Origin of the sequence: Amycolatopsis sp. Poz14 (genome assembly GCF_006704225.1) — a bacterium.
In the GTDB taxonomy this organism is placed as follows: Bacteria; Actinomycetota; Actinomycetes; order Mycobacteriales; family Pseudonocardiaceae; genus Amycolatopsis; species Amycolatopsis nivea.
The window spans coordinates 450,282-474,924 of record NZ_JACLHD010000002.1; the positions used below are offsets into that span (position 1 = coordinate 450,282).

General features: G+C 70.4%; 17 protein-coding genes. 2 read left to right on the forward strand and 15 right to left on the reverse strand.

The genetic code is table 11. The features are described 5' to 3' along the window. Positions 1-81 precede the first annotated feature (81 nt). Positions 82-393 carry a DUF3017 domain-containing protein gene (locus FKO37_RS45900; RefSeq protein ID WP_238608596.1) on the reverse strand — a complete coding sequence of 104 codons (312 nt, stop codon included), beginning with the start codon at positions 391-393 and terminating at the stop codon, positions 82-84. Further along, a complete protein-coding gene (locus tag FKO37_RS45905) occupies positions 393-1,247 on the reverse strand; it encodes a bifunctional methylenetetrahydrofolate dehydrogenase/methenyltetrahydrofolate cyclohydrolase (RefSeq protein WP_037816426.1) in 855 nt (284 codons plus the stop codon). The genes FKO37_RS45900 and FKO37_RS45905 overlap by 1 nt, the downstream gene beginning before the upstream one ends. Before the next feature lie 264 nt (positions 1,248-1,511). Between FKO37_RS45905 and FKO37_RS45910 the strand changes: the two genes are divergently transcribed. Further along, positions 1,512-6,113: a TNT domain-containing protein gene (locus tag FKO37_RS45910; RefSeq protein ID WP_238608597.1), complete on the forward strand. Its 4,602-nt coding sequence runs from the start codon at positions 1,512-1,514 to the stop codon at positions 6,111-6,113. Positions 6,114-6,181: 68 nt separating this feature from the next. Here the strand turns inward: FKO37_RS45910 and FKO37_RS45915 are convergent, their stop codons facing one another. The 5 genes from FKO37_RS45915 to FKO37_RS45930 all read right to left on the reverse strand — a co-directional run bounded on the left by FKO37_RS45915 (position 6,182) and on the right by FKO37_RS45930 (position 12,604). Next, the gene (locus tag FKO37_RS45915; protein ID WP_037816173.1) at positions 6,182-6,769 is read right to left on the reverse strand and encodes a pentapeptide repeat-containing protein; all 588 of its coding nucleotides are present in this window, start codon (positions 6,767-6,769) and stop codon (positions 6,182-6,184) included. 90 nt (positions 6,770-6,859) lie between these two features. After that, positions 6,860-10,192, reverse strand: coding sequence for an error-prone DNA polymerase (locus FKO37_RS45920; RefSeq protein WP_238608598.1), 3,333 nt, complete (start codon positions 10,190-10,192; stop codon positions 6,860-6,862). A gap of 2 nt (positions 10,193-10,194) precedes the next feature. Next, on the reverse strand, positions 10,195-10,317 hold the full coding sequence (locus FKO37_RS47380) for a hypothetical protein (RefSeq protein WP_255443579.1): 123 nt from the start codon (positions 10,315-10,317) through the stop codon (positions 10,195-10,197). 56 nt (positions 10,318-10,373) lie between these two features. Continuing rightward, positions 10,374-11,960 carry a DNA polymerase Y family protein gene (locus tag FKO37_RS45925; RefSeq protein WP_167754267.1) on the reverse strand — a complete coding sequence of 529 codons (1,587 nt, stop codon included), beginning with the start codon at positions 11,958-11,960 and terminating at the stop codon, positions 10,374-10,376. Positions 11,961-12,010: 50 nt separating this feature from the next. Then, entirely contained in the window at positions 12,011-12,604 is a 594-nt protein-coding gene (locus FKO37_RS45930) for a hypothetical protein (protein ID WP_238608599.1), read from the reverse strand. A 1,553-nt stretch (positions 12,605-14,157) separates the two neighbouring features. On the opposite strand from FKO37_RS45930, the gene FKO37_RS45935 reads away from it, so the two are divergent. Beyond that, on the forward strand, positions 14,158-14,670 hold the full coding sequence (locus FKO37_RS45935) for a GNAT family N-acetyltransferase (RefSeq protein ID WP_043835171.1): 513 nt from the start codon (positions 14,158-14,160) through the stop codon (positions 14,668-14,670). 44 nt (positions 14,671-14,714) lie between these two features. On the opposite strand, the gene purH is transcribed toward FKO37_RS45935, so the two are convergent. From purH to FKO37_RS45975, 8 genes are all read right to left on the reverse strand, one after another. Beyond that, positions 14,715-16,277, reverse strand: coding sequence for a bifunctional phosphoribosylaminoimidazolecarboxamide formyltransferase/IMP cyclohydrolase (gene purH / locus FKO37_RS45940; RefSeq protein ID WP_134667602.1), 1,563 nt, complete (start codon positions 16,275-16,277; stop codon positions 14,715-14,717). Continuing rightward, positions 16,274-16,891 carry a phosphoribosylglycinamide formyltransferase gene (purN, locus tag FKO37_RS45945; protein ID WP_037816178.1) on the reverse strand — a complete coding sequence of 206 codons (618 nt, stop codon included), beginning with the start codon at positions 16,889-16,891 and terminating at the stop codon, positions 16,274-16,276. Before purN ends, purH begins: the two co-directional genes overlap by 4 nt. Before the next feature lie 74 nt (positions 16,892-16,965). After that, complete coding sequence (locus FKO37_RS45950; protein WP_238608600.1) at positions 16,966-18,489, reverse strand: DUF6350 family protein; 1,524 nt, start codon at positions 18,487-18,489, stop codon at positions 16,966-16,968. A 143-nt stretch (positions 18,490-18,632) separates the two neighbouring features. Further along, positions 18,633-19,349, reverse strand: a complete 717-nt coding sequence (locus FKO37_RS45955; RefSeq protein ID WP_134667606.1) for a DUF5336 domain-containing protein — start codon at positions 19,347-19,349, stop codon at positions 18,633-18,635. Between the two features lie 217 nt (positions 19,350-19,566). Beyond that, positions 19,567-20,457: a succinate--CoA ligase subunit alpha gene (sucD, locus tag FKO37_RS45960; protein ID WP_037816181.1), complete on the reverse strand. Its 891-nt coding sequence runs from the start codon at positions 20,455-20,457 to the stop codon at positions 19,567-19,569. Between the two features lies 1 nt (position 20,458). Continuing rightward, positions 20,459-21,628 (reverse strand): ADP-forming succinate--CoA ligase subunit beta, encoded by a 1,170-nt coding sequence (gene sucC, locus FKO37_RS45965; RefSeq protein WP_134667608.1) that lies wholly within the window; start codon positions 21,626-21,628, stop codon positions 20,459-20,461. 118 nt (positions 21,629-21,746) lie between these two features. After that, a complete protein-coding gene (locus FKO37_RS45970) occupies positions 21,747-22,037 on the reverse strand; it encodes a hypothetical protein (protein WP_240016141.1) in 291 nt (96 codons plus the stop codon). Positions 22,038-22,063: 26 nt separating this feature from the next. Further along, entirely contained in the window at positions 22,064-24,280 is a 2,217-nt protein-coding gene (locus FKO37_RS45975) for a hypothetical protein (protein ID WP_238608602.1), read from the reverse strand. Positions 24,281-24,643: the final 363 nt, after the last annotated feature.

The following is a 24,643-nucleotide window of genomic DNA, read 5'->3' on the forward strand; positions in this document are numbered from 1 at the left end:
CTACTTGGCCCCGAACTGGGTCGGCCCGCCGCGAAGCGCGAGTCGAGAAAGAACTCGCGCTCGCGTCCTGACGGTGCTCGCTTAGGAGGAGGCGTCGAACGGGCCGCCGACGATCGACAGCGAGATGTAGAGCACTGCGGCGCACAACGCGCCGTAGGTGAGGATGTCGACGGCCCTGCCGCGGATCGCGAGCAGTCCGGCGCGCTCCTCCGGCAGCACCGCGCGCAGCACCCCGGCCACTAACAAAGCCACGCCGACCAGCGCCGCGCCCTCGCGCCAGTGGTACTGCAGCGCCCGCACCACAGCCGCCGCCAGCAGCAGCATGATCACCGCGAACGGCACGTGGACTAGCCAGGGACGATCGCCGCGGTGCCGTTGCCCGGTCATCGCCATCAGCGGGCGGCCGCGCGTTCCGCAGCCTCGACCACGTTCGTGACCAGCATCGCCCGCGTCATCGGGCCCACGCCGCCGGGGTTCGGCGACAGCCAGCCGGCCACCTCGGCGACCGCCGGGTCGACGTCGCCGGTGAGCTTGCCCTCGACGTGCGAAACGCCGACGTCCAGCACCGCCGCGCCGGGCTTGACCATGTCCGGCTTGATGATCCCGGGCACGCCCGCCGCGGCGATCACGATGTCCGCGCGGCGCACCTCGGCGGCGAGGTCACGGGTGCCGGTGTGGCAAAGCGTGACGGTGGAGTTTTCGCTGCGCCGGGTGAGCAGCAGACCGAGCGTGCGGCCGACGGTGATCCCGCGGCCGACCACGGTGACCTGCGCGCCGTTCAGCTCAACGCCGTGCCGCTTGAGCAGCTCGATGATCCCGTAAGGGGTGCACGGCAGCGCGCCCGCTTCGCCGAGCACGAGCCGGCCGAGGCTGATCGGCGCGAGTCCGTCGGCGTCCTTCTCCGGGTCGATGCGCTCCAGGACGCGGTTCGCGTCGAGGTGCTTCGGCAGCGGCAGCTGGACGAGGTAGCCGTGGCAGGCCGGGTCCGCGTTCAGCTCGTCGATGACGGCCTCGAGCTTCTCCTGGGAGATGTCCGCGGGCAGGTCGCGGCGGATCGAGTTGACGCCGATCTTCGCGCTGTCCGCGTGCTTCATCTTCACGTAGGAGTGGGAACCGGGGTCGTCGCCGACCAGCACCGTGCCCAGCCCAGGGGTGATCCCCTTCTCCGCGAGCGCGGCCACGCGGGGGCGCAGCTCTGCGAAAATGGCGTTCTTCGTGGCCTTGCCGTCGAGAATCTTCGCCGTCACGGCGGCCATTGTCGCAGAGCCGCCGGAGACTGCCGGTCAGGAGTGGGTTCTGCACTCTGTGTGTCGCGACACCACCCGATCGGCCCGCGCGTCTTCCGTCGAATCAGCCGTCCCGGGTCTTAAGCTGGAGGGGCTCCACCGCATCACCCACCCAGGCGTGTGACCCGTGCCATATCGCGTCCGTCGAGGTCAGCGGGCTCGTCCACCGGCCTGAGGGTGGCAAAAGCCCTATGCGGGGTGCGTTCGTGCGCGCGAACAGTCAAAATGTTCTCTGTGGCACAACCGACGACGCAGCTGAACGCGACGGAGCAGGACACTCTGGTCAAGCAGATCGGACTGGCCCTGCTGCGCGCCGCCCCGCGCGACTGGCGCAAAGTCTCCGCGGAGTACCGAGCCGTCGGCAGGTACCACGAGCTGACCGGCGAGATCGTGCTCGAGGACGGCTCCGCACAGGAATGGATCGCGACGCACGACATCGCGACCCTGTTCGGCAGACTCCGCGCGGGCATGTACCGCGACGGCCGCGGCACCTGGTTCAACGCGCGCTACCAGCTGGACCACCCCTCCAGCTACAACCTCGAATACAACCGCGACGAGCCCGGCTGGCACCTCGCCCCGCCGCCGCAGGCGTACTCCGACGAGCTGCGCATGTTCCCGCGCACCGAGGAGAACGTCCCCGAGTGGCTGATCCGCCGGATGTCCGGCCTCGGCCCGGAACAGCCCGGACCGCACTTCCGCATCGCTCGGATCTTCGACACCATCGGCCCGGCAGGCCGCCCGGTGATCAACCGCCCTGACCTGGACGTCGACGAGCAAGACCGGCTGCTGGACTATCTGGACCACGCCCCCGTCGTGGTCCAGGACCGCGGCTACGACATCGACCGTCTCGCCCAGACCCCCGAAGCGACGGTCCCCGTCGCCTTCCACAGCGACGGCCACTGGATCTGGCCGGCCGCGGTGAACTTCTACCTCCGCACGTACGGCGTCTCGCCGGAAGCGGACCTGATCGAGCACATCCGGGCGAACGCGTTCCAGCTTCCGCAGGTGGACGAGCTGACCCTGCAGGGCGCGGCGGCGTACCTGACTCGCGGGAGCCAGACTCCGCAGCAGCGACCCGCTCCCGGCGGACCTGGTGCTGGTGGTCCCGGCGCGGGCGGACCTGGCGCTGGTGGCCCCGGTGCCGGTGGTCCCGGGGCTGGCGGGCCTGGTGCGGGCGGTCCCGGCGCTAGTGGTCCTGGTGTGGGCGGGCCTGGTGCCGGAGCTCCCGGCGCGGGCGGACCTGGCGCGAGTGGTCCCGGTTCCGGCGGTCCTGGCGGCCCCGGCTCGGGCGCTACTGGTCCCGGTGGTCCTGGCGCGGCTGGTGGGCCAGTCGGTGCTGGCGCAACGGGCGGCCCCGGCGGACCTAACGGCCCTGGCGGTGCCGGTGGCCCCGGCGGTGCTGGTGCACCCGGCGGTCCGAACGGAGTCGGCGGACCGACCTCGGGCGGCCCCGGCGGATTCGACGCCAACGGACCTGGTTCCGCCAGCCCCAGCGCTGACGGCCCCAGCTCTGGTGGCCATAGCGCAGCCGGAGTCGGAGCAGCCGCCGCCGGACTCGGCGCGGCCGGTCTGGGAGCAGCCGCACTCGGTGCGGCAGGCGAGTCTGGACCAGGCAGTCACGACAACTTCCACCCAGCCGACGACTTCAGCGATCCCGGTTCCGGCAGGCCCGGACCGGGTGCGCCCGGTCCCGACCGACGCGGCCCAGCCGACGAGTTCGACAACCGCGACTCCGGCCGACCGGACAACTTCCACCCCGACGACAACTTCAGCAGGCCCGGCGCAGCCGACCGGCCAGAAGGCACGTTCCACCCCGCCGACGACTTCAACAGGCCCGGCGCAGCCGACCGGCCAGAGGGCACCTTCCACCCGGCCGACGACTTCAGCAGGTCTGGCGCAGCCGACCGGCCAGAAGGCACCTTCCGCTCAGCCGACGACTTCGGCGGGCACGAAGCAGCCGGTGGCCCGGAGGGCATCCACCCCGCTGACGAGTTCGGCAGGCCCGGCGCAGCCGACCAGCCGGAGGGCGCTTTCCACCCGGCCGAGGAATTCCGCAGGCCCGGCGGATCGGACGCTCCCGGCTCCCGCAGGCCCAGCGCGTCCGGCGGCCCCGGTCCCGATCGGCGCGGCCCGGCCGACGAGTTCGACAGCCGCGATCCCGGCCGAGCGGACAGCTTCCACCCTGCCGACGAATTCGCGGGTCCCGACGCAACGGACGGCCACGGTTTCGACGACCGCAGCGGCCCGGAAGAGCACTTCGAGCCCAACCGCGGTGCCTCGGACAGGCGTGAGAGGCCTGGTCCGCAGGGTCCCGACGCACCGGACACGCGAGTGTCCGGGCAGGACAGTCCCGGCGGGTCGCACGGACTGGGCGTAGCCGCCGCGGCGGCAGGGGCAGCGGGCGTGGCAGGAGCCGCCGCGAGCGGCACTCGTGCTGAGCACCCGCACGAAGCTGGTTACGACGAGCACCCCGACTCGGCCGGCTACGACGATCGAGCGCACGACGCCGACGGCTACGACCAGCAGGGCCACGCCAACGCTGGCTACGACCAGGCAGCCGGTTACCCGGAGGACTACGACCGCGGCGAAGGCCAGCGCGCCCACGCCGATGGTTATGACCAGCACGACGAGGGTTACGACGAGGCCGCCCACGGCGACTACGACCACGCACCCCACGGTGGGTACGACGCCGAGCCGTACGACCAGCACGGGTACGAGGACGCCGCATCCCACGAGGCCGGTGCTTACGCCGAGCAGGGATACGACGAAGCCGGTCAGCACGGCCACGACGAAGCGGGTTACGACGAACCCGCGCACCACGTCGATGACCGCAACCGCGACGCGGCCGACTACGACGACGCCCATGGGTACGACGAGCACCTCGACGCGCCCGGGAGCAAGGTGCCCGGTGTCGGCGCGTTCGAGCAGCCCGCTGCTCCGAACACGGAGGACGGGCTGGTCGGCGCGGATGGCCTGATCGGTGCCGACGGGCTCATCGGCGCAGACAACTCTGCCGACGAACCCGCCGCCCCGAACCGGCACAACGCTGAGCCGGACGCAGGTCGGCGCGGTGCGGCGCCGGACGACAGCCGGGACCAGGAGGGTGGCCGTCGGCGAGCCCAGCCGGACGCCGAAGCGGACGACAGCCGCCGGGAAGACGTGCGGCTGAACGCCGAGGACGGCGGACGACGCAGCGCCGAACCCGACAGCCCGGCCGAACCCGCGGACGAGCACGGCAGTCACGTCGGCGCGGCTGCGGCCGGGGTCGCCGCGGCAGGCGGGCTGGCCGCGGCCGGGCTCGCAGCTGCCGCGCACGGTCGGAGCCGGGAGAAGGAGGCCGAGGGCCGCCACGGCACCGCGCCGGAGCGTCCTGCGGAGCCGCCCTTCGAGCAGGACTTCGACGGCGGGCAGTACGACCGCTACGACGACGGCCACTACGACGACGAAGACCACACCGAGGTCCACCACGACCTGGTCCCGAGCCGCAACGGCACCGGCCCGGGTCATCCGGACGACGAGGACGACACCGACGTTCACCGGCCGGTCGACGTCGAGCGTGAAGAGCCGGTGCTCTTCACGCACGGCAACGAGCCGTCCCGCGACGACGACGAGCAGCGTGCCGAACTGTTCACGCACTCCAATGGTTTCGAGGACGACAACCGTCGCGAGGCCGAGTACGACGCGGGCCCGCCGACCGCGATGATCATGCCGGGGTCCGAGATCCCCGGCGGTCTTCCGGTGCCGGAGATGCCGGTTCCGCCGCCGTCCGGCGGGCGGCGGGCGGCTCGGGAGCAGGCCGAACCGGCCCCGGTCGCGCGGCGGGAGCAGCCCGCCCAGCCGGAGCTGGCCGAACTGCAGGCGAAGCTCGACGAACTGGACGTGCCCGAGGCCGCGTACCGGCTCGGCGGCCCCACCGAACGCGGGTGGAGCGTCGAGCAGGTGGGCGAAGGCTGGCGCGTCGGCTGGTACGACGGCGAGCTGATCAACCCGGCGGTGTTCGGCGACGCGGAGGACGCTGCGGCGTTCATGCTCGGCAAGGTGCTGCTGTACCCCGACGGGTATGTCGCGGCGGAAGCCCCCGCACCGGCTGAGCAGCCAGTCGCGGACGCGCCGAAGCCGCCGGTGGTGGCGACGTTGTCGCCGGAGGTCGCGACGGGCTCGTTCCCGGTCCGGCCGCGCGAGAACGTGCCGCCTCAGGAGCAGACCGCATTCACGCCCGCCGATCAGCTGCTGGCCGACGACGAACCGCCTGCCCGGCAGACCCCGCCGCCCGCTCCGCCGACGCAGGTCGCGGCACCGGTGAGCCCGCCGACCCAGGTGGCTCCCCCGGTCAGCGCCCCGCCGACGCAGATCGCCTCGCCGGTCAGCGCGCCGCCCACCCAGGTCGCTCCGCCGGTCAGCCCGCCGCCGCGGCGGGAACCGCCGGTGCGGCGCGAGGAACCGGTGCGCGCCAACGGAACCGGCGGCAGCGGGCAGTGGCCGATCGCGCCGCTGTCCGGGGAACCGCCGCTGACCCTGTTCCGCGGCAAGGAACTGCGCGAACTGCCCGCGGGCAGCGAACTGGACCGCTTCGGCGGCCCGAACGGCAACCTGACCTACGCGGCGGGCACCCCGTTCGAGGAGCGTTCGCTGGTGCCGGAGTGGGTGAACCGGCCGTACCACGTGTACCGCGTGCAGCGGCCGCTCGAAACCCTGGCCGGGGTCGCGATCCCGTGGTTCAACCAGCCGGGCGGCGGGTCGGCGTACCTGCTTCCGGCGAGCATCGAAGAGCTGCTCGCCGAGGGCGACCTGATCGAACTCGACCCGGGCGAACCGCCGATCGACTGAGAAAACCGAAGCTGCGGAAAAGGGGCGGGGCCAGCGGGCTTCGCCCCTTTTCCGTGCCCGGAACCGTGCTACTTGACGACCAAGCCATGGGCCGCGGCGAACGCCACCGCCAGTTCGACGTCCACGTAGGCGCCGCGCAAGTCCGACTGCACCAGCCCGTTCGCGTCGACCACCGCACCGCGCAGGTCGGCTCCGGGAAACTTCGTGCCGATCATCCGGGACCCGGACAGATCCGTGCCCCGCAGGTCGGAATCCGTCAGATCCGCCTCGTTGAGGTTCACTTCCCGCATCCGCAGACCGGACAGGTCCAGTTTCCGCAACCGGCCGCGCGCGAACGACGCGAGCGACAGATCGCATTCGGTCAGCGCGATCCCGGTGTAGCGACAGTCCACAAAGGACGAACCAAGCAGCGAGCACGACGACCAGCGGCTGTCGGCGAGCACCGAGCGGTCGAACGTGCAGGAGCGGAACGCCGACGCGTCGTGCCGCGAACCGGCGAGATCGACCTTGGTGAAGTCGCAGTTGTCGAAGGTGCAGCCGCGGGTGCGCAGGTCGCGCAGGTCCGCTTCGGTGAAATCGCAATCCACGAACTGGCGTTTTTCCCACCACTGGCCGGAAAGTCGTGCTTCGGTGTAGTCCTCGCCGGTCTCCGTCACCCGGACAGGATGTCATCCGCCCCGGTGCCGACGTTGCGACGGGGTGGCTGCGAGCCGCCGGAAGGCGTGTGTCCACGAACTGTCCGCCGGTCATCGGAAGTCCCGCGATCTCGTGGGAATCCGCAGCCTCAGCTGCTCCAGTTTCTGCGCGCGCACGCTCGCGACGCCGTCCGCTTTTTCCAGCACTCCGTGCACCAGCAGCGCCGAGCTGCCCCGCGCGATCCGGTGGAACCGTTGCCACAGCCCGAGTGTGCAGATCACGTTCACCATGCCGGTCTCGTCCTCGAGGTTCAGGAACGTGACTCCACCGGCGGTCGCCGGCCGCTGGCGGTGCGTGACCGCTCCTCCGACGAGCACTCGTTCCCCGTCGGACCGGTCCAGCAGCTTGTCAGCGGTGATGACCCCGAGCGCGTCGAGGCGGTCTCGGATGAACTCCGTCGGATAGCTGTCCGGCGAGATCCCGGTGGCCCACACATCGGCGGCGGCGACGTCGAGCCCGTCCATTCCGGGCAGCATCGGCGCGTCCACGCCTACGCCGGTGCCGGGCAGTTTTTCCGGCCGGTCCTGCGCGACCGCTCCCGCGGACCACAACGCCTGCCGCCGGTCCGGGCCGAACGCGCTGAATGCACCCGCGGTGGCCAATGCTTCCAGCTGCGGTGTGGTGAGCCGGACGCGCCTGCCGAGGTCGGACATGCTCTCGTACCGGCCATTCGCCTGCCGTTCCGCCACGATCTCCTTGGCCAGCGTTTCGCCGATCATCCGGACGGTGCTGAGCCCGCCGCGTACCGCGTGGAGTTTCCCCTTGTCCGGCAACGCTTCCAGGGTCGCGTGCGGGAGGCTCAGGTTGATGTCCGGGCCGAACGTGGTGACGCCGTGCCTACGCGCGTCCGCCACCAGCGACTGCGGCGAGTAGAACCCCATCGGCTGCGCCCGCAGCAGACCCGCGCAGAACGCGTCCGGGTGGTAGTGCTTGAAGTACGCGCTCGCGAACACCAGATGCGCGAAGCTCAGCGCATGACTTTCCGGGAAGCCGAAGTTGGCGAACGCCTTGAGCTTCTGGAAGATTTTCTCCGCCAGCTCAGCGTCCACCTCGTTGGCGATGGCCCCGTCAAGGAACCGCTTGTGCAGCCGTTCCATCTTCCGCTGCGACCGTTTCGACCCCATCGCGTGCCGAAGCTGGTCGGCCTCGGCCGGGGTGAATTTCGCGACGTCCAGGGCGATCTGCATCATCTGCTCCTGGAACAGCGGCACTCCCAGCGTTTTCTCCAGCGCGTTCTCCAGCAGCGGATGGTCGTAATCCCACTTCTCGCGCCCCTGCTTGCGGCGGATGTACGGGTGCACCGAACCGCCTTGGATCGGGCCCGGCCGGATCAACGCGACTTCCACGGCCAGGTCGTAGAATTTCTCCGGCCGCAACCGCGGCAACGTGGCCAGCTGAGCCCGGCTTTCCACCTGGAACACGCCGATCGCGTCGGCGCGGCAGAGCATTTCGTAGATGTTCTTGTCGGTGAGGTCCAGCTCGGCGAGATCGATCGTCTCGCCCTTGTACTCCTTGACCAGGTCGAGCATGTAGTGCAATGCGGAGAGCATGCCGAGCCCGAGCAAATCGAACTTCACCAGCCCGACCGCGGCGCAATCCTCCTTCTCCCACTGCAAAACGCTGCGGTTTTCCATCCGCGCCCATTCGACCGGGCACACCTGGCTCACCGGTTCCCGGCACATCACCATGCCGCCGGAGTGGATGCCGAGGTGCCGCGGGAAGTCTTCGAGGGCGAAGGCGAGCTGCACGACGTCGTTCGGGATGTCGTGGTCGTGGTCTTTTTCCGTGCTGCGCAAGGCTCCCCAGCGGTCGATTTGCTTGCTCCACGCGTCCTGCTGGCCCGGCGAGTAGCCGAGCGCCCTGGCGGCGTCGCGGATCGCGGAGCGGGCGCGGTAGGTGATCACGTTCGCGACCTGCGCGGCGTTGAGCCTGCCGTGTTTGCCGTAGACGTACTGGATCACCTCCTCGCGCCGGTCGGACTCGATGTCGATGTCGATGTCCGGATAGCCGTCTCGGTCGGGTGCGAGGAACCGTTCGAAGAGCAGGTGGTACTCGATGGGGTCGACCTTGGTGATCTCAAGCGCGTAGCAGACCGCCGAGTTGGCCGCGGAACCTCTTCCCTGGCACAGAATGTCGTGGTCCCGGCAGAATCGCGCGATGTCCCAGACGATCAGGAAGTACCCGGGGAACTCGAGTTTCTCGATCACCTCCATCTCGTGCTCGATCTGCTGCCAGGCCTTGTCCGCGTGGTCCTTGCCCGAGTAGCGCTTCTCGAAGCCCTCCTTGACGATGTTTCGCAGGTGCGTGGTCTCGGTCTCGCCAGACGGCACGTCGAACGGCGGCAGCTCCGGCGCGAGCAGCTCCAACGGGAAGGCGCATTCCATGCCCAGCAAGGCCGACCGTTGCACCGCGCCCGGGTATCGCTGGAAAACTTCCGCCATTTCGTTGCCAGAGCGCAAGAACGCGGTGGCGTCGCCGGGCAGCCAGCCTTCGAGATCGTCGATGCTGCGCCGGGCGCGGATGGCGGCGACGGCGTCCGCGAGCCGGCCTCGTTCCGGGCGAGCGTAATGCGCGGCGGTGGTCGCGACAGTGGGCAGTTTGAGTTCGCCGGCCATCTCGGTCAGCAGGTCGTTGTGCGTGCTGTCGAGCGGCTGGCCGTGGTCGATCAATTCGACATAGACCTGGGTTTGGCCGAAGAGGTCGACCAGCCGGCGCAGTTCGGCGAACGCGGCGTCCGCGCCTTCGCGCACCAACGCCGAACGCACGGATCCCTTGCGGCAGCCGGTCAGCACCGCGCATTTCCCCGCGACCTCCTCTGCCACGGCGGCCAAGTCGTAGATCGGGCGACCTTTTTCGGCCCGCTCCACGTCTTCGCCTTCGTGGCCGCGCAACTGTCCGGCGGTGATCGCGCGGCACAGGCTGCGGTAGCCGTCGCTGCCGCGAGCCAGCAGCAGGAGGTGCTCGCCCTCGGGGTCAGCGACACCGTTTTGCGGCGCGGACAGCCCGAAGCTCAGCTCAGTGCCGAATACCGTTGCGACGCCTAGCTCTTTGGCCGCTTCGGCGAACCGGACCACGCCGTACATGCCGTCGTGATCGGTGAGCGCGATCGCGTCGAGCCGCAGCCGCGCGGCTTCCTCCACCAGTTCCTCGGGGTGGCTGGCGCCGTCGAGGAAACTGAAGTTGGAGTGGCAGTGCAGTTCGGCGTACGCCACTCGCGGTCCGGCTTCCAGGTCGCTGCGCGGCGGCGGGATGTCGGCGGGGCGGCGGTACCCCTCGCGTTTGCGTCCCCACGCGGGACTGTCGCCGTGGTCGCCGGGCGGCATCCCGCCCGACAGCGCCCGCGCGAGGTCCTTCCACGGGACCGGCGGGTTGTTCCAGCCCATCGTCAGTCCATCCGGTTCTCAGGCGATCGGCGGGGTTCCGGGATCAGCAGTGCGACCGGCACCGAGTCGAGCGGGCACGGCGGTTCGACCGGGACGCGGGGCACCGGCAGGTCGTGGTCCATCACGGGCGAATTCCTTTCGTTGTCTCCACCGGGTTTTTCGGGTTTCGTGGCGGCTTGGTTCAGTCGTAGCTTCCCTCCACTGTCCACACTGGATTTTCCGTTCCGGAGCAGAGGACGAGCACCGCCTCCGGTGCCTCGTTTTCCCCTGCCGCGAGCAGCAGTTGCAGCCGGGCTTGCTGCGGTCCGGTCGACCGACGGCCCGACGTGGCCGGCCACGGACCGGCCCATCCGGTGATCGGCCGGGGCGGCCCGCCCGCGACGCACAGTCCGTGCGGCGGCGCGGTCAGCCGTTTGCGCGAGGTGAGACCGACTGGCCGTCCTTGCGCGTCGATGACCTGGACTGGCAACGGTTGTTCCAGCACCGTCGCCGGGGACGGGGACGGCAACCGGGCAGGCCACGTGGCGTCCGGCGGTCCGGCAGGTTCCCGCGGATCGCCCCACGGAATGAGCCGGACCCGGCTCGCCGGATCGCGCCCGCCGTCGAGCAGCGGCGTGACCACGCCCTCCGGACCGAGCAGACCTTGCACCCGCACGAACGCACGGCCGGCCCGTTCGGCAGCCAATTCCTCGTCCTCGCCTGGACCGGCGCCGGGATCGCTCCCCCGCCACAGCCCCAGCTGCAATGACCTCCCTTCGACGGTCTCTTCCGGTTCGAGCCGCAACCGCGCGACCCCGGCCGTGGGCCGTTCGCCGGGCGCGGCCTTGAGCCAGCCCTCGAACTGCCACCGGACCCGGTCCGCAACCCCTTGCGGCGTAAGTGGTTCCGCACAACGCCAGACGCGACCGAGCTGCTCACCGTTCTCAGTTGTCGCGTATATACCCAATCGAGTGCATGCGAGCCCGCGATCGGCGAGCGCGGCGTGGAACCGCGCGCCGAGTTTTTTGGCCATGAACGCGGCGACGTCCACCCGGGCAAGCACCGGATCGAACGATTCGGCAAGCGACAGTTCCGGCGGCGGACTGCGGCGCAACGGCGGCCGGTCGGACAGCCCCCGGGCCAGCCGATGGGCGAGCACGCCGGTGCGCCCGAAACGAGCGGCCACGTCCCGCTCGCCGAGTTCGGCGAAGGCGCCGAGCGTGCGCAACCCGAGCCGGACGAGCAGGCCGACCAGATCCGCGCGCTCGGCATCCGGCTGGTCCAGCTCAGTCACCGGCAACGGAGCGAGAAATTCGGCGCTCCGCCCAGGTTCGACCAGCGCCCCCTGCCGTGCGGCCAGCGTCGCCGCGAACAGTCCTTCCGCCACGCCGACCTGGCATTCGACTCCCGCCGCCGCGGCCACCTGGTCCACCAGTTTCTCCGCGAGCTGCGGTTCGCCGCCGAAATACCCGGCCGCCCCCGCGACAGGAACCGCGAGCAACCCGGGCCGCACCACTTCCAGCCCGACGACCAGTTCCTCCACCGCCGACGCGACATTCTCGAAAAACCGTGCGTCCCGCGCCTCGTCTACGCCGAACACCGCCAGGTCAGGACACTGGGATTCCGCTTCTCGCCGACGCATGCCGCGCCGGATGTTCCGCGCCCGCGCGACCGCAGTGCACGCCACGACCCGGTTGGCATGGAACACCGCCGCCGGCTGGGTAAGCACGCTCCCCGCCGCGGCGACGGCAGCGACCGCGGGCCAGTCCGGGCACCACAAGACCAGCATCCGCACGGGATGGCGGCGCGGATCCTTCTGTCCTTTGTGGACACTCTGGTTCACCCGACCGCCTCTTCCCGCGCCGCGACGCGCTTCTCGCCCCGGGAAACCCGACCGTCCTGGCCAGGAAGAAGCACCGATGCCGACCGAGGCCGAGCTGCTGCACCGCGTCCGCGGGCGTGTACTTCGACCGGGCGGGAACGGAGGTGTCCGGCACCGTGCTCGAGCACCCCGGTCCAGGTGCCTGGGGCGCAGTGCAGCTCGACGTCGGCGGAAGGCCAGGGCCCCAGCGAAAGCAGCACGGCCCCGCGATGCCGAGCCCGAGCCGCGAGCCGGCGCGCGACGTCCGGCCTGACTGACCGGGGTTCGGTGACGACGAGGTCGACGCCGTCGAGCAAAGCGGCCATCACCGCCGGGTATTCGGCCCCCGGCTGAGGAACCAACGCGAGCCGCGAGACGACGACGCCGTGCTCGGCCGCCGCGACAATCCCCAGCGACGGGGCCCCGACCACCGCCGCCCACGCCCCGGCGGCGGTCGCCTCCGCGAGCAATGCGAACAGCAGCGAGGTGGAGTGGTGAACCGCGACGACGCTTCCGCGGCGCAATCCGGCTCCGGGGAGGAGATCGGCCAGGGCTGGAGCCACCGGAAGCATCCGCCCGGCAGCCTGCCCCCAGTCGGCCCGGGAAGCCCGCTCGGCGGCGACGGTGCTGGCAGTGCTGACGCCAGGGAGGGCGGTCAGTTTGGCCAGCGGGTGTGCCGGATCTGCCGGTGAGGGTGGGTCCGTGGGGCGGAGCCGGGTTGGGGGGCGGAGTTTCGAGGGTTCGGGGGGAGTTTCCTGGCTGGGCTCAGTTAGCGGGGTGGGAGAAGTTTCCGGGCGCAGCTGAGACGGCGGAGTGAGCGAGCGAAGACGAGTTGGCGGCTCCGATTCAGGTTGAGGCGGCGAATCGCGTTCAGCAGACGAGTGACCCCGAGCGGAAGGCTGCAGTGAATCAGGTCCGCTGGACGCGCGCGAGGCAGTACCGGCAGGACGGAGCTCGCGGCCGGATTCGGCCGACCGGGCCTGCGAACGAAGCTCGGTGGGCGACCTGGCTTCCGCTGCCTTGCCGGAGGTGGCGGGTGTCCATGGTTCGAACGCTGTACCCAGCCGGGTGCGGGATCCGTTCTCCCCCAAGGAGAACTTCAGGCTCGGGGAACTCCCGGACATCGCGGCGACTGGCGTCCGTTCCTTCGCCAAGGCTTCGAGCGCCGACCACGGCACCAGTACTTCCCACGAGCGTGCCGGCCGCGCCTCCGGCACGCTCGTGGGCGCGGAAGGTTCCGCGGCGGAGAAGATCTCCCGAGATGCCTGCTTCAGCAGAGGTGATTTCCTTGCGGTGCCAAGGAGATCGGTCGTGGCAGAGTCAGCAGGAAGAACTGGGGTGCGCAGGTTTCCGGGCACCGCCGGAGAGTCGCTCGTCGCGGAAGCAGCCTCGGCCAGAGCCACCGCGGCGCCTTCTCCCGACACCGCCCCAGTCAAAGCCGAAGTACTGCTCGCTCCCAACGCCGCCCCGGCCGCTTCCGGAACTCCCCTAGCTCCCGAAGCCACCCTGGCCACGGCCGAAGAACCGTTCGCCGCCGAGGCTCCCCAAGCCATCTCGGCGACGGCCGAAGAACCACCCGCCGCCGAAGCTCCCGCAGCCAACGCAACAGCGCCGCCCGCCCCCGAAGCCACCCCGGCCAGAGTCGGAGCCTCGCCCGCTTCCCAAAAACCAGCCGAGACACCGTCCGCAAAACCAGCCGAGGCACCGTCCGCGGAAGTCCCCCCAGGCTTACCAGCCGCCCCCGCGGCCGAGAAAACCTCTGCACCTTCCGCGATCTCCGAAGCAAACCCCGAAGAAGCAGCCCCCGAAGCCGCTCCGGTCGTCACCGGTTTCTCCTTCCGCCGGGATTGGCCGACGGTCCGTCCCGGGACAGGTCGTCACACCTGGCCTGGGACGGACGCCGGCACACCGCGGGGAAGGCGGTTCCGCATCCTCATCCGTGCGGAAACCGCACGGTCACCCAACAAATCGCACCCACAACACACCACTGCGCCGAACAGTATCGAACACCCGTTCGACACCATCTAGTCTCACCCGCCCTCCCCCGCCTGTCAAGCGCGCACGGAGAAAGAACCCGGAAGATCACCGGACACCAGGAAAACCGCTCTTTACACTGGGAACCCTGATGAAGACAGGACACATCGCCCTGCGGGGTTTCGCCGAAGCTGACCTTCCGGTGCTCGACCGGTTCTCCACGGACCCGGACGGCGCCGGGACCTTCCAGTGGACGAGGTTCACCGGACCGCAGGCACGGCGCCGGTTCGCCGAGGACGGGTTCCTCAGCCCGGCGTCGAGTGCGGTCGCGGTGACTGTCGACTCGGTCGTCGCCGGGATGGCTACCTGGGAGGCGGCCGACCGGGGCGGGCCTGCCGGCGGGTGCTTCCGGGTCGGGGTCGCGTTGCTGCCTGACTATCGCGGCCACGGCACCGCCGCGAAGGCGTACCAGCTGCTCGTCGACCAGCTCTTCCGGCACACCCGTGCGCACCGGCTCGAAGCCTTCGTCGACAGTGAGGACGTCGCCGGGCAGCACACGCTCGAGAAGACCGGCTTCCATCGCGAAGGCCTGCTGTGCCAGGTCACCTGGCGCGACGGCGGTTACCGCGACGAGGTCGTCTACGCGATCTTGCGCGAGGGATGAAAAACCGGCCGGGACCCGAAGGTCCCGGCCGGTCAGCGAAAAACTCAGTGCGCGAAGTGGCGCGTTCCGGTGAGGTACAGCGTGATCCCGGCGGCCTCGGCGGCGGCGATCACCTCGGCGTCGCGGATGGACCCGCCGGGCTGCACGACGGCTCGCACGCCCGCCTCGATCAGCACCTCGAGCCCGTCCGGGAACGGGAAGAACGCGTCCGAGGCACCGACCGAGCCCTTCGCCCGGTCGCCCGCCCGCGCGACCGCCAGCCGCGACGAGTCGACGCGGTTGACCTGGCCCATGCCGACGCCGACGGTCGCCTGCTCGTGCGCCAGCAGGATCGCGTTGGACTTCACCGCGCGCAGCGCACGCCACGCGAACTCCAGGTCCGCCAGGGTCTGCTCGTCGGCGGGCGAGCCGGTGGCCAGCGTCCAGTTCGCCGGGTCGTCGCCGGGGGCGTCGATCGCGTCGGCGGTCTGCACGAGGACGCCGCCGGAGATCGGCCGGAACTCCACCGGGGACGCGTTCTCGATCGCGGGCAGCTTCAGCAGCCGCACGTTCTTCTTGCGCTGCAAGATCTCCAGCGCTTCCGGCTCGAAGTCGGGGGCGAGCACGACCTCGGTGAACACCTCGGCGATCTGCTCCGCCGCCGCGACGCTCACCGGCCGGTTCGTGGCGATCACGCCGCCGTACGCGGACACCGGGTCGCAGGCGTGCGCCTTGCGGTGCGCTTCGGCGACGTCCGTGCCAACAGCGATCCCGCACGGGTTGGCGTGCTTGATGATCGCGACAGCCGGCTCGGAGAAGTCGAAGGCGGCCCGACGCGCGGCGTCAGTGTCGACGTAGTTGTTGTACGACATCGCCTTGCCGTGAAGCTGCTCCGCGTGCGCGAGGCCCGGCTGCGCGCCGCGGTACAGCGCCGCCTTCTGGTGCGGGTTCTCGCCGTAGCGCAGTACGTCCGCACGGTCCCACGTCGCGCCGAGGAAGTCCGGGAAGCCGCTGTCGTCCGAAGGCGCGTACGCGTTGGCGAACCACGAAGCGACAGCCGTGTCGTACGCAGCCGTGTGCGCGTACGCCTGCGCAGCGAGCCGCTTGCGGTCCGAGAGTTCGAAGCCGCCCGCGGAGACCTGCTCAAGCACCCACGCGTACCGCGCCGGGTCCACGACGACAGCGACACTGCCGTGGTTCTTCGCGGCCGCGCGCACCATCGCGGGGCCGCCGATGTCGATGTTCTCGACGCAGTCTTCGAAGCTCGCGCCGGACGCGACAGTCGCCTGGAACGGGTACAGGTTCACCACGAGCAGGTCGAACGCCGCGATGTCGAGCTGCTTCAGCTGCGCGACGTGGTCGTCGTTGCTCTGGTCGGCGAGCAGGCCGGCGTGCACGCGCGGGTGCAGCGTCTTGACCCGGCCGTCGAACGACTCGGGGAACCCGGTGACCTGCTCGACCGGCGTGACCGGAACCCCGGCGTTCGCGATGACCTTCGCCGTGCCGCCGGTCGACACGATCTCCACGCCGGCCGCGTGCAGGCCGGTCGCGAGCTCGAGCAGGCCGGCCTTGTCCGAGACGCCGATCAGCGCGCGCCGGACCGGGCGCCGTCCCTGTGCTGTGCTCACGAAAACCTCACCTTTCGTCCGTCCACGGTGCACCCACCACGGCCGAGTCGCTCGATCGTTTCAACCAGCAGCCTGCGTTCCACGGCTTTGATCCGCTCGTGCAGGACGTCTTCGGTGTCGTCGGTCTCCACCGGCACCGCCTCCTGGGCGATGACCGGGCCAGTGTCCACCCCGGCGTCGACGAAATGCACCGTCGATCCGGTGACGCGCACGCCCGCGGCCAGCGCGTCGGCGACCGCGTGCATCCCGGGGAACGACGGCAGCAGCGCGGGGTGGGTGTTGATCACGCGGCCCGCGAACCGCGACAGGAACTCCGGCCCGAGGATCTTCATGAAACCCGCGGACACCACGAGGTCGGGCTGATAAGCCGCGACGGCCTCGGCGAGCGCGCGGTCCCAGGCGGCCCGGTCCGGATGGTCGGCGACGCGCACGGTGAACGACGGCACGTCCGCCCGTTCCGCCCGCGCGAGCGCCTCGATGCCGGTGCGATCCGCGCCGACCGCGACGACGGCGGCCGGGAACCCGGGCTGCCCGGCCGCGTCGAGCACAGCCTGCAGCAGCGTGCCGGAACCGGACGCGAGCACGACGATCTTCACCGGAGTGGGCAGTTCCAAGCGGCTGGCCAGAACGGGCTCCTTGCACGGCGGTACGCCTCGGGCGCACGGCGCTTCACCAGGTCGCCCCAACCCTAACGGTCGTCCTCGGCGGGCTTCGCGTCGCCGGAGTCCTCGGTGGACTCGGTCACAGCGTCCGGCTCTTCGGCGGGGGTTTCCGGCTCGTCCTCCGGCAGGTCGAGGCCCAGTTCCGCGTCGGCCTCGGCGTCGAAGTCCTCGTCGCCCTCGGCCGAGGCCTCGTCGGATTCTTCGGCAGGCTCTTCGGGATCTTCGGATTCCTCGGCCTCGTCCGTATCCGCGACGTCCTCGTCGGACTCAGACTCGGACTCCTCAGCATCCTCGGACTCAGCCGACTCGGACTCGGCTTCAGGTTCAGGTTCAGCCTCGTCCTCCACCTCGAGCGAGCCCACCGGCTGCATCGGAGCGTGCGCCCCCGCGAAGAAGGCCACGAATCCGGCCGGAATGACGATCCAGCAGAACGCGACGATCGACGCCACCCCGACCGGCACGCTGACCGGGTCGAACGGACCGTCGCCGAGCCGTCCGCCGGCGAGCGTGCCCAGCAGCACGCAGCCGAATCCGACGACCGCGCCCGCGACGACCACGACCCGCAGCCGCGCCGCCGGATCCTCGTCCACCGCGCGGACCGACCAGCCCACCAGCACGCCGACCGCCAGCGGCAGCACCAGCAGCACCGGCCACCACGACGCGGCGTGCTCGGGAATGCCGCCGAGCAGCGGAACCCCGGGGACGGAACCGCCGCGGTAGCCGATGAGGTGCACGTCGAGACTGCCGATGCTGAACCCGGGTCCGCTCACGAACGACATCGCGGCGACCACGGCGTTCGGCAGGTACAGCAGGGAAAGCAGGAACAGGCCGAAGCTGCTCCCGAACGACGGCTCGAACAGGCTGGACACCGTGCGCGCGGACAGCGCCGTGGCGGCGGTCAGCGTCAACGCGCCAGCGGCCAGCAGCGCGAACAGTCCGAGCAGGCCCGCGCGCAGGCCGCGAAGAGCCAGCGGATCGAGCCGGTCGGCGAGCACCCGCGGCATCCCGAACCGGCGAAGCACCCCGCCGGTGGCCGCGAGTCCGGAGATCACGGCGGGCACCACCGCGGCGAGCCAGAAATTCGCCCGTACCGGTTCGCCGATCGACAGCAGCGAAATCAGCACTCCGAACAGCAGATGCGCGCCGGAAATCGTGGCGATCAACGGGACCGCGTGCCGCAGCCTGGCGCAGCGAAGCCGTCGCACGGCCTTGGCCGCCGCGCGCGCGACCAGCAGCACCACCCCGATCGTCGGCAGCAGCGGCAGCATCCCGAGCGGATGGCCGCCGATCCCGAGTTCGACCTGATAGGCGGCCAGCCAGCCAGGTCCCGCCGACAGCAGCACGCCGCCCGCGGAGAAGACCGCGTGCTGGGCGGTCAGGGTGACGAGCGCGAGCAGCGTGGCGACCACCGCGTAGCCGGTGACGAGCGGGCCGAGCGCCGCGGCGAGCAACACCCGGAACCGGGGAACATCCTGGTCAAGGGAGTCGCCCACCGGCTCGTCGCCCGCGGGGCGTCCGGGACTGGTGAGCACCTGCATGTCCTCGACCATGACATCCGCACTCGGCCGTCCGGGTGAGGCACGCCGCCGGGCGGACGTGGCGAATCCAACGCCCACCCGGTCGTGGCACCGGGCCAAGAAAAACACCCGCTGTGACACGGAGAGTCACAGCGGGTGGGTGATGCGAAGGGGTTTCAGCCTTGCTGTCCGAAACCTCCGGGCGGCGTGCCCGGTTTGTTCTGGTCCGCGGGCGGCTGGAAGAACTGGCCCTGCTGCGGCGCGTACGTCGTGGCCTGTCCGCCCGGCGGCGGAGTAGCGGGCGGCTGCTGTCCCGGAGCGGGCGGCTGCTGACCCTGCTGGCCGGGAGCCGGCTGGTACTGCGTCGGCTGGTACTGGCCCTGCTGGCCGTAGGGCTGCTGGTACGCCGGAGCGGACGGCTGCGGCGTCGGCGGCTTGAGCACGTTGTACTCGAACAGCAGCACCGCGACCGACGCGGCCGCCTGCAGCAGACCGAGGATCAGCACCACGATCACGATGGCGGACGACCGCCCGGAGATGACGGCGTCGAGCGCGCCCAGCCCGCCGACCACGCTGAACAGCGCGGCGAAAGGCAGCGTCTTCGGTCCCTTGGGCAGCAGGTTCAGCGCCGACAGCAGACCGCCGACGAGCAGGAACAGAATGGGCTGCCCGGCCGTGCCCGCCTCGGAAGCGAAGCCGAGGAAGTACTGCACCAGGCCGAGCCCGGCCACGCCGAGGGACAGCAGCAGCGGAAGGTTCGGCGGCGCACCGGCACCCGCGGCAGGCGGACCCTGCTGCGGCTGGGGCTGCTGCGGGAACCCGCCCGACGGGGGCGGTCCCTGGGACGGCTGGCCCTGCTGAGGGTAGCCGGGCCCGCCACTGGGGAAGGTCATCGGAAGCTCTCCTGTCTCATCGACCGGCGGTTCGGGATCTTGAGGCACCCGGGGTGCACCGGCGGCGTCCCCCGCTCACGAGTGACTGCACGCTAGCGCATCCGCGCTGGGCGTCCGCGTCGTTGGACGCACCGGACACCGGATCGGTTGCGGGCGGAAACGACGGAGGCCGGGCACCGTGTCGGTGCCCGGCCTCCGCCAGTGGAGTCGCTGCTGGTCAGCCGAGGCTGTTGTACAGCTCCCGGGCGAGAACCGCGGTCTCGCTCGGGGTCTTGCCGACCTTGACGCCGGCGGCCTCGAGGGCCTCCTTCTTCGCCGCGGCGGTGCCGGACGAACCGGAGACGATCGCGCCCGCGTGGCCCATCGTCTTGCCCTCAGGGGCGGTGAAGCCCGCGACGTAGCCGACGACCGGCTTGGTCACGTTCTCCTTGATGTAGGCCGCGGCCCGCTCCTCGGCGTCGCCGCCGATCTCGCCGATCATCACGATGACCTTGGTGTCGGCGTCCTTCTCGAACGCCTCGAGGGCGTCGATGTGGGTGGTGCCGATGACCGGGTCGCCGCCGATGCCGACAGCGGTGGAGAAGCCGATGTCGCGCAGCTCGTACATCATCTGGTAGGTCAGCGTGCCCGACTTCGACACGAGGCCGATCGAGCCAGGACCGGTGATGTCGGCCGGGATGATGCCCGCGTTCGACTTGCCGGGGCTGATCACGCCGGGGCAGTTCGGCCCGATGATCCGGGTCTTGTTGCCGGTCGCGACCGCGTGCGCCCAGAAGTAGGCCGAGTCGTGCACCGGGATGCCCTCGGTGATGACGACCGCCAGCGGGATCTCGGCGTCGATCGCCTCGATGACCGCGTCCTTGGCGAACTTCGGCGGCACGAAGATGACCGACACGTCGGCGCCGGTCTCCTTGATGGCCTCCTCGACCGTGCCGAACACGGTGAGGTCCTTGCCCTCGACGGTGACCGTCTGGCCGGCCTTGCGGGCGTTGACGCCGCCCACGATGTTGGTGCCGGACTTCAGCATCTTGGTCGCGTGCTTCATGCCCTCGGAGCCGGTGAGCCCCTGGACGATGACCTTGCTGTTCTCGTTGAGGAAGATCGACATCTCACGCACCTGCCGCGGCGAGCTCGGCAGCCTTGTCGGCCGCGTTGTCCATTGTGTCCACCACGGTGACCAGCGGGTGGTTCGCGTCGGCCAGGATCTGGCGACCCTCGACGACGTTGTTGCCGTCCAGGCGGACGACCAGCGGCTTGGTGGCCTCGTCGCCCAGGATCTTCAGCGCCTCGACGATGCCGTTCGCGACCGCGTCGCAGGCGGTGATGCCGCCGAAGACGTTCACGAACACGCTCTTCACGTCGGTGTCGTTGAGGATGACGTCCAGCCCGGCCGCCATGACCTCGGCCGACGCGCCGCCGCCGATGTCGAGGAAGTTGGCGGGCTTCACGCCGCCGTGCTTCTCGCCCGCGTACGCCACGACGTCCAAAGTGGACATCACGAGGCCCGCGCCGTTGCCGATGATGCCGACCTCGCCGTCGAGCTTGACGTAGTTGAGGTTCTTGGCCTTGGCCTTCGCCTCGAGCGGGTTCTCGGCCTGCTTGTCGACGAGCTCCTCGTGCGCCGGGTGGCGGAAGGAGGCGTTCTCGTCGAGGGTGACCTTGCCGTCGAGGGCGATGATCTTGTCCTGCGGGTCGCGGACCAGCGGGTTGACCTCGACCAGGGTGGCGTCCTCGGAGACGAAGGTCTCCCACAGCTTCACCACGACGTCGGCGGCCTCGTCGATGATCTCGGCCGGGAAGTTGCCCGCCTTGAGGATCTCGAGCGCGGTGGCCTTGTCGACGCCCTTGATCGCGTCGACCGGGATCTTGGCGAGCGCGTCCGGGCGCTCGACCGCGAGCTGCTCGATCTCCATGCCGCCCTCGGACGACGCCATCGCGAGGAAGGTGCGGTTGGCGCGGTCGAGCAGGAAGGAGAAGTAGTACTCGGACGCGATGTCCGAGGCTTCCGCCACCAGCACGCGGTGCGTGATGTGGCCCTTGATGTCGAGGCCGAGGATGGCTTCCGCCTTCTCCTTCGCCTCGTCGGGCGTCTGGGCCAGCTTGACGCCGCCCGCCTTGCCCCGGCCGCCGACCTTCACCTGCGCCTTGACGACGACCTGGGTGCCGATCTGCTCCGCGGCGGCCTTGGCTTCTTCCGGGGTGCTTGCCACGGCGCCCGGCAGAACCGGTACTCCGTGGGCGGCGAAGAGATCCCTCGCCTGGTACTCGTAGAGGTCCACTACTCCAGTCTCCTGACGACACGCCACTGTGGTGGTCCGTTTTCCGGACCGCGCTGTCGGACCAGTCGAGGTTAGCGACCAGCGCAGACGCAGGGGACGCCGCACCTGGTGAAGTCGGTCACCGTGCGCGGTCAGAGGGTGTGCCGAGGGTGTGAGACCGCCCACCGACAAGCATTTCAGCGGCCTTTTCGGCACTTTCGGAGCCCAACTCGATCACCGCGGTGCCGGAGAGCGCTTCCGCGAGGCCTTCGGGCACGGGACCGCCGAGGAGGCCCAGAATGTCTGGATCCTCCTGTTCGGTGGTGCGCACGATCTTTTCCGCTGTGTCGAGGTGTCCTACGTGGACGACTTCGAGACCGGCGTCGCGCAGCAATCGCGCCAACGGAATCGCCGCGGTTTCTTCGGCCAACTCGACGAGGACGACGCGTCGCGGACTCACTTCTTCGCACCGGCGGCCGCGATGACAGCGGTGATCACTGCCGCTGCTGTCGCGGCGAGCCCGAGCCAGAAACCCGCACCCGGCTTCGCGGCGTAGAACAGGATGCTGACCAGCGGAATCTCGGCGACGCGCAAGGCAAGGAGCAGTGCCGCGCCCGCCAGTCCCGCCGCCGCGGCACCAGGCCGTGAACGAACGCTCAACCCGAGCGTCCCGAGAACGACGAGCAGCGCGGCGAGCAATCCCCACGACGGAGTGTCGAAATCGGACCAGAGACCGGGCGGCGCGTAATCCTGCGCGGTGAACACCGGCGTGCCGAACGCCGCGATCGCCAGCACCGCGGTGATTCCGGCCGGAATGAGCGCGGCGGAACGCGCCCCTTCGGTACCGGTGTCATCGCGTTCCACGACGCCGGTGATCACCGCGGCCAATCCGGTAAGCCCGGCGAGTCCGAGCGCGATCGCGGTGAAAACGGCACCCGCGCCGAGGTGATAACTGATCGCGCCGCCCAGCCCGCCGAGCCCGGTCGCTTCGGAGGCGGTGATGGCCGTGCTGAGAACCGCCGTTCCCGCGAGAACGACGCCGGCCCACAACACCGCGAGAATTCCGCGCGCGATCGGCGCGGTGCGGCGGGAGAGAAGGAAAGGTGTTGGCAGCACGACAAGAATTGCCGCGACCAGCAGCTGCAGCCGAGCCGGACTGTCCGTGCTGCTGCCGAGCTGCGGAGCGTACGCACCGATCGCCGCCGCGACCCCGGTCAGCAACGCGAGCAGCCCGGTGAGCGCGCGCCAGATGGTGAGCCCCGGGACGCGCGCCTCGCCGGCCAGGTCGGTGCGCTCGGTTTGCGTCTGCTGCGGTGTCGCAAGTGGAGTGAGGACGAGGACCAGCACCATCGGCACGACGGCGAGATACGCGCCCGTCGAGACCTCCAGCCCGGGCACGGCGAACCCGGCGACCAACGTCGGCACCGCGACGGCAAGCACCGCCGCGACAATCCCGCCGAGCGTCCCGCGAGCGACACCGTCGGAGCCGGCGAAAACCCCGAGCACCGCGGCGACCGGCAGCGCGCCGGCGAGGAGGAGGTACCCGGCGAGTGCCAGCCCCGGGCCCTCGAATGCTGACCGCGCAAGGAGAAACGGGTCGTCCGAGAGGACCGGGGTCATCAGCAATCCGACTGCTGCCACGACGGCGAGCAGCGGAATGATCAGTCGCCACCGGCGTTTGTCGTCGCCGCCAGCGATCTCGTTGCGCTCCAGCACGACGCGCGCGGCCACTATCCCGGCGGCGAGCGTCAGCAGATGCCCGGCGATCAGCAGCCAGAACCCGATGCCGACACCACTGCGGTCGAGCAGGCGGTCCGGGAGGTACAGCTCGGGGCGGATGGTTTTGGAGCCGTTGACGAGGAATTGGAGATCGAGGATCAGCCTGCCCGGTGCGAGAGCGGCGAGTCCGGTGACGAGACCTGCTGCCAGTCCGTAGCGGCCGCTTCGGGCTGCGGCGACTGCGATTCCGGCTGGGACGACGGCGAGGATGACGAGGAGTGGCCAGGAGAGGTAGCCGGGCCCGGCGTCCGGTGAGACCGGGGCGATGGCGCCTGCGGCCAGGGCCAGGGAGCCGACGGCGAGGAGGGCGGTGGCGGCTTGGAGTCTTGGGGAGGGGGGTTGGTCGGTTAGGTCTAGGAGGGTCTCGCCTTTACGGCTTGTGTCTCGACGGCTTGCGTCTTCGCGGTCCGCGTCGCGACGGTCTGCGCTTCGGCCGTTTGCGTCTCGGCGGTCAGCGTCCTGGCGGCTGGGGATGGTCCGGGGCGCAGACCTCTGCTCGTCAGGGATGGCGGCGGGCTTCCGGCTAGCCAGACCTGCCTCGTCACGCCGTTGCCCGGCGGCAGGTTCCCGGCTTGCCAGGCTTCCCGCAGCGGACTGGTCGCGGTCGGCTGAGCTTTCAGCGGAAGTCTCCTCGCCACGGCTAGGCGACTCGGCGGGACTTGTCGAGGTCGGCTCGGTGCCGCCGGGTGAGTCGGCCGAACGTCCAGCAGGATCCGTCCCGCTGCGACGGGACGAGTCGGCGGGATCCGATTTCGCGCGGTCGGCGTCGCGGCGGGCTCGGGCTCGGGCGGCGGCCTTGCGCTCGGCGAGGCTGGGACGCCGGGGTCCGGCGGGACGGCCCGGGGTGTCCGGGGCGGAATCGCCGTCGGAAGGCTCTGGGGTCGGCGGAGTCATCGCTCGCGACGCTAGCAAGGACCGGCCCCGGCGCGGGGACAGCAGGGCCGCCTCGACCAGGCCGGAACGCACTTCCAGGTGAATTCGCCGCGGGATGAACCTTTGGCCGTTCCCGCGCGTCTGACGGGTGCGAAGAAAAAATTCCGCCGATCCGCGTAAGAGGGGCGCGGGCCGGAGGTCTCGACGGCAAGAGGGACTGGAGCGCCGGAGGGAGCGTCGGGAAAAAACTTCGGGGAAGTCGCGTAAGGGAGTGGCGTTCGGGGCGTCACTTCGGCACGGGGCGAAGCACGGGGACACATCGCGGGGGCGATGGACGAGGTCGGATGCCTGTTCGTGGCAGGTGCCCGACCCGGTCGCGGAGGG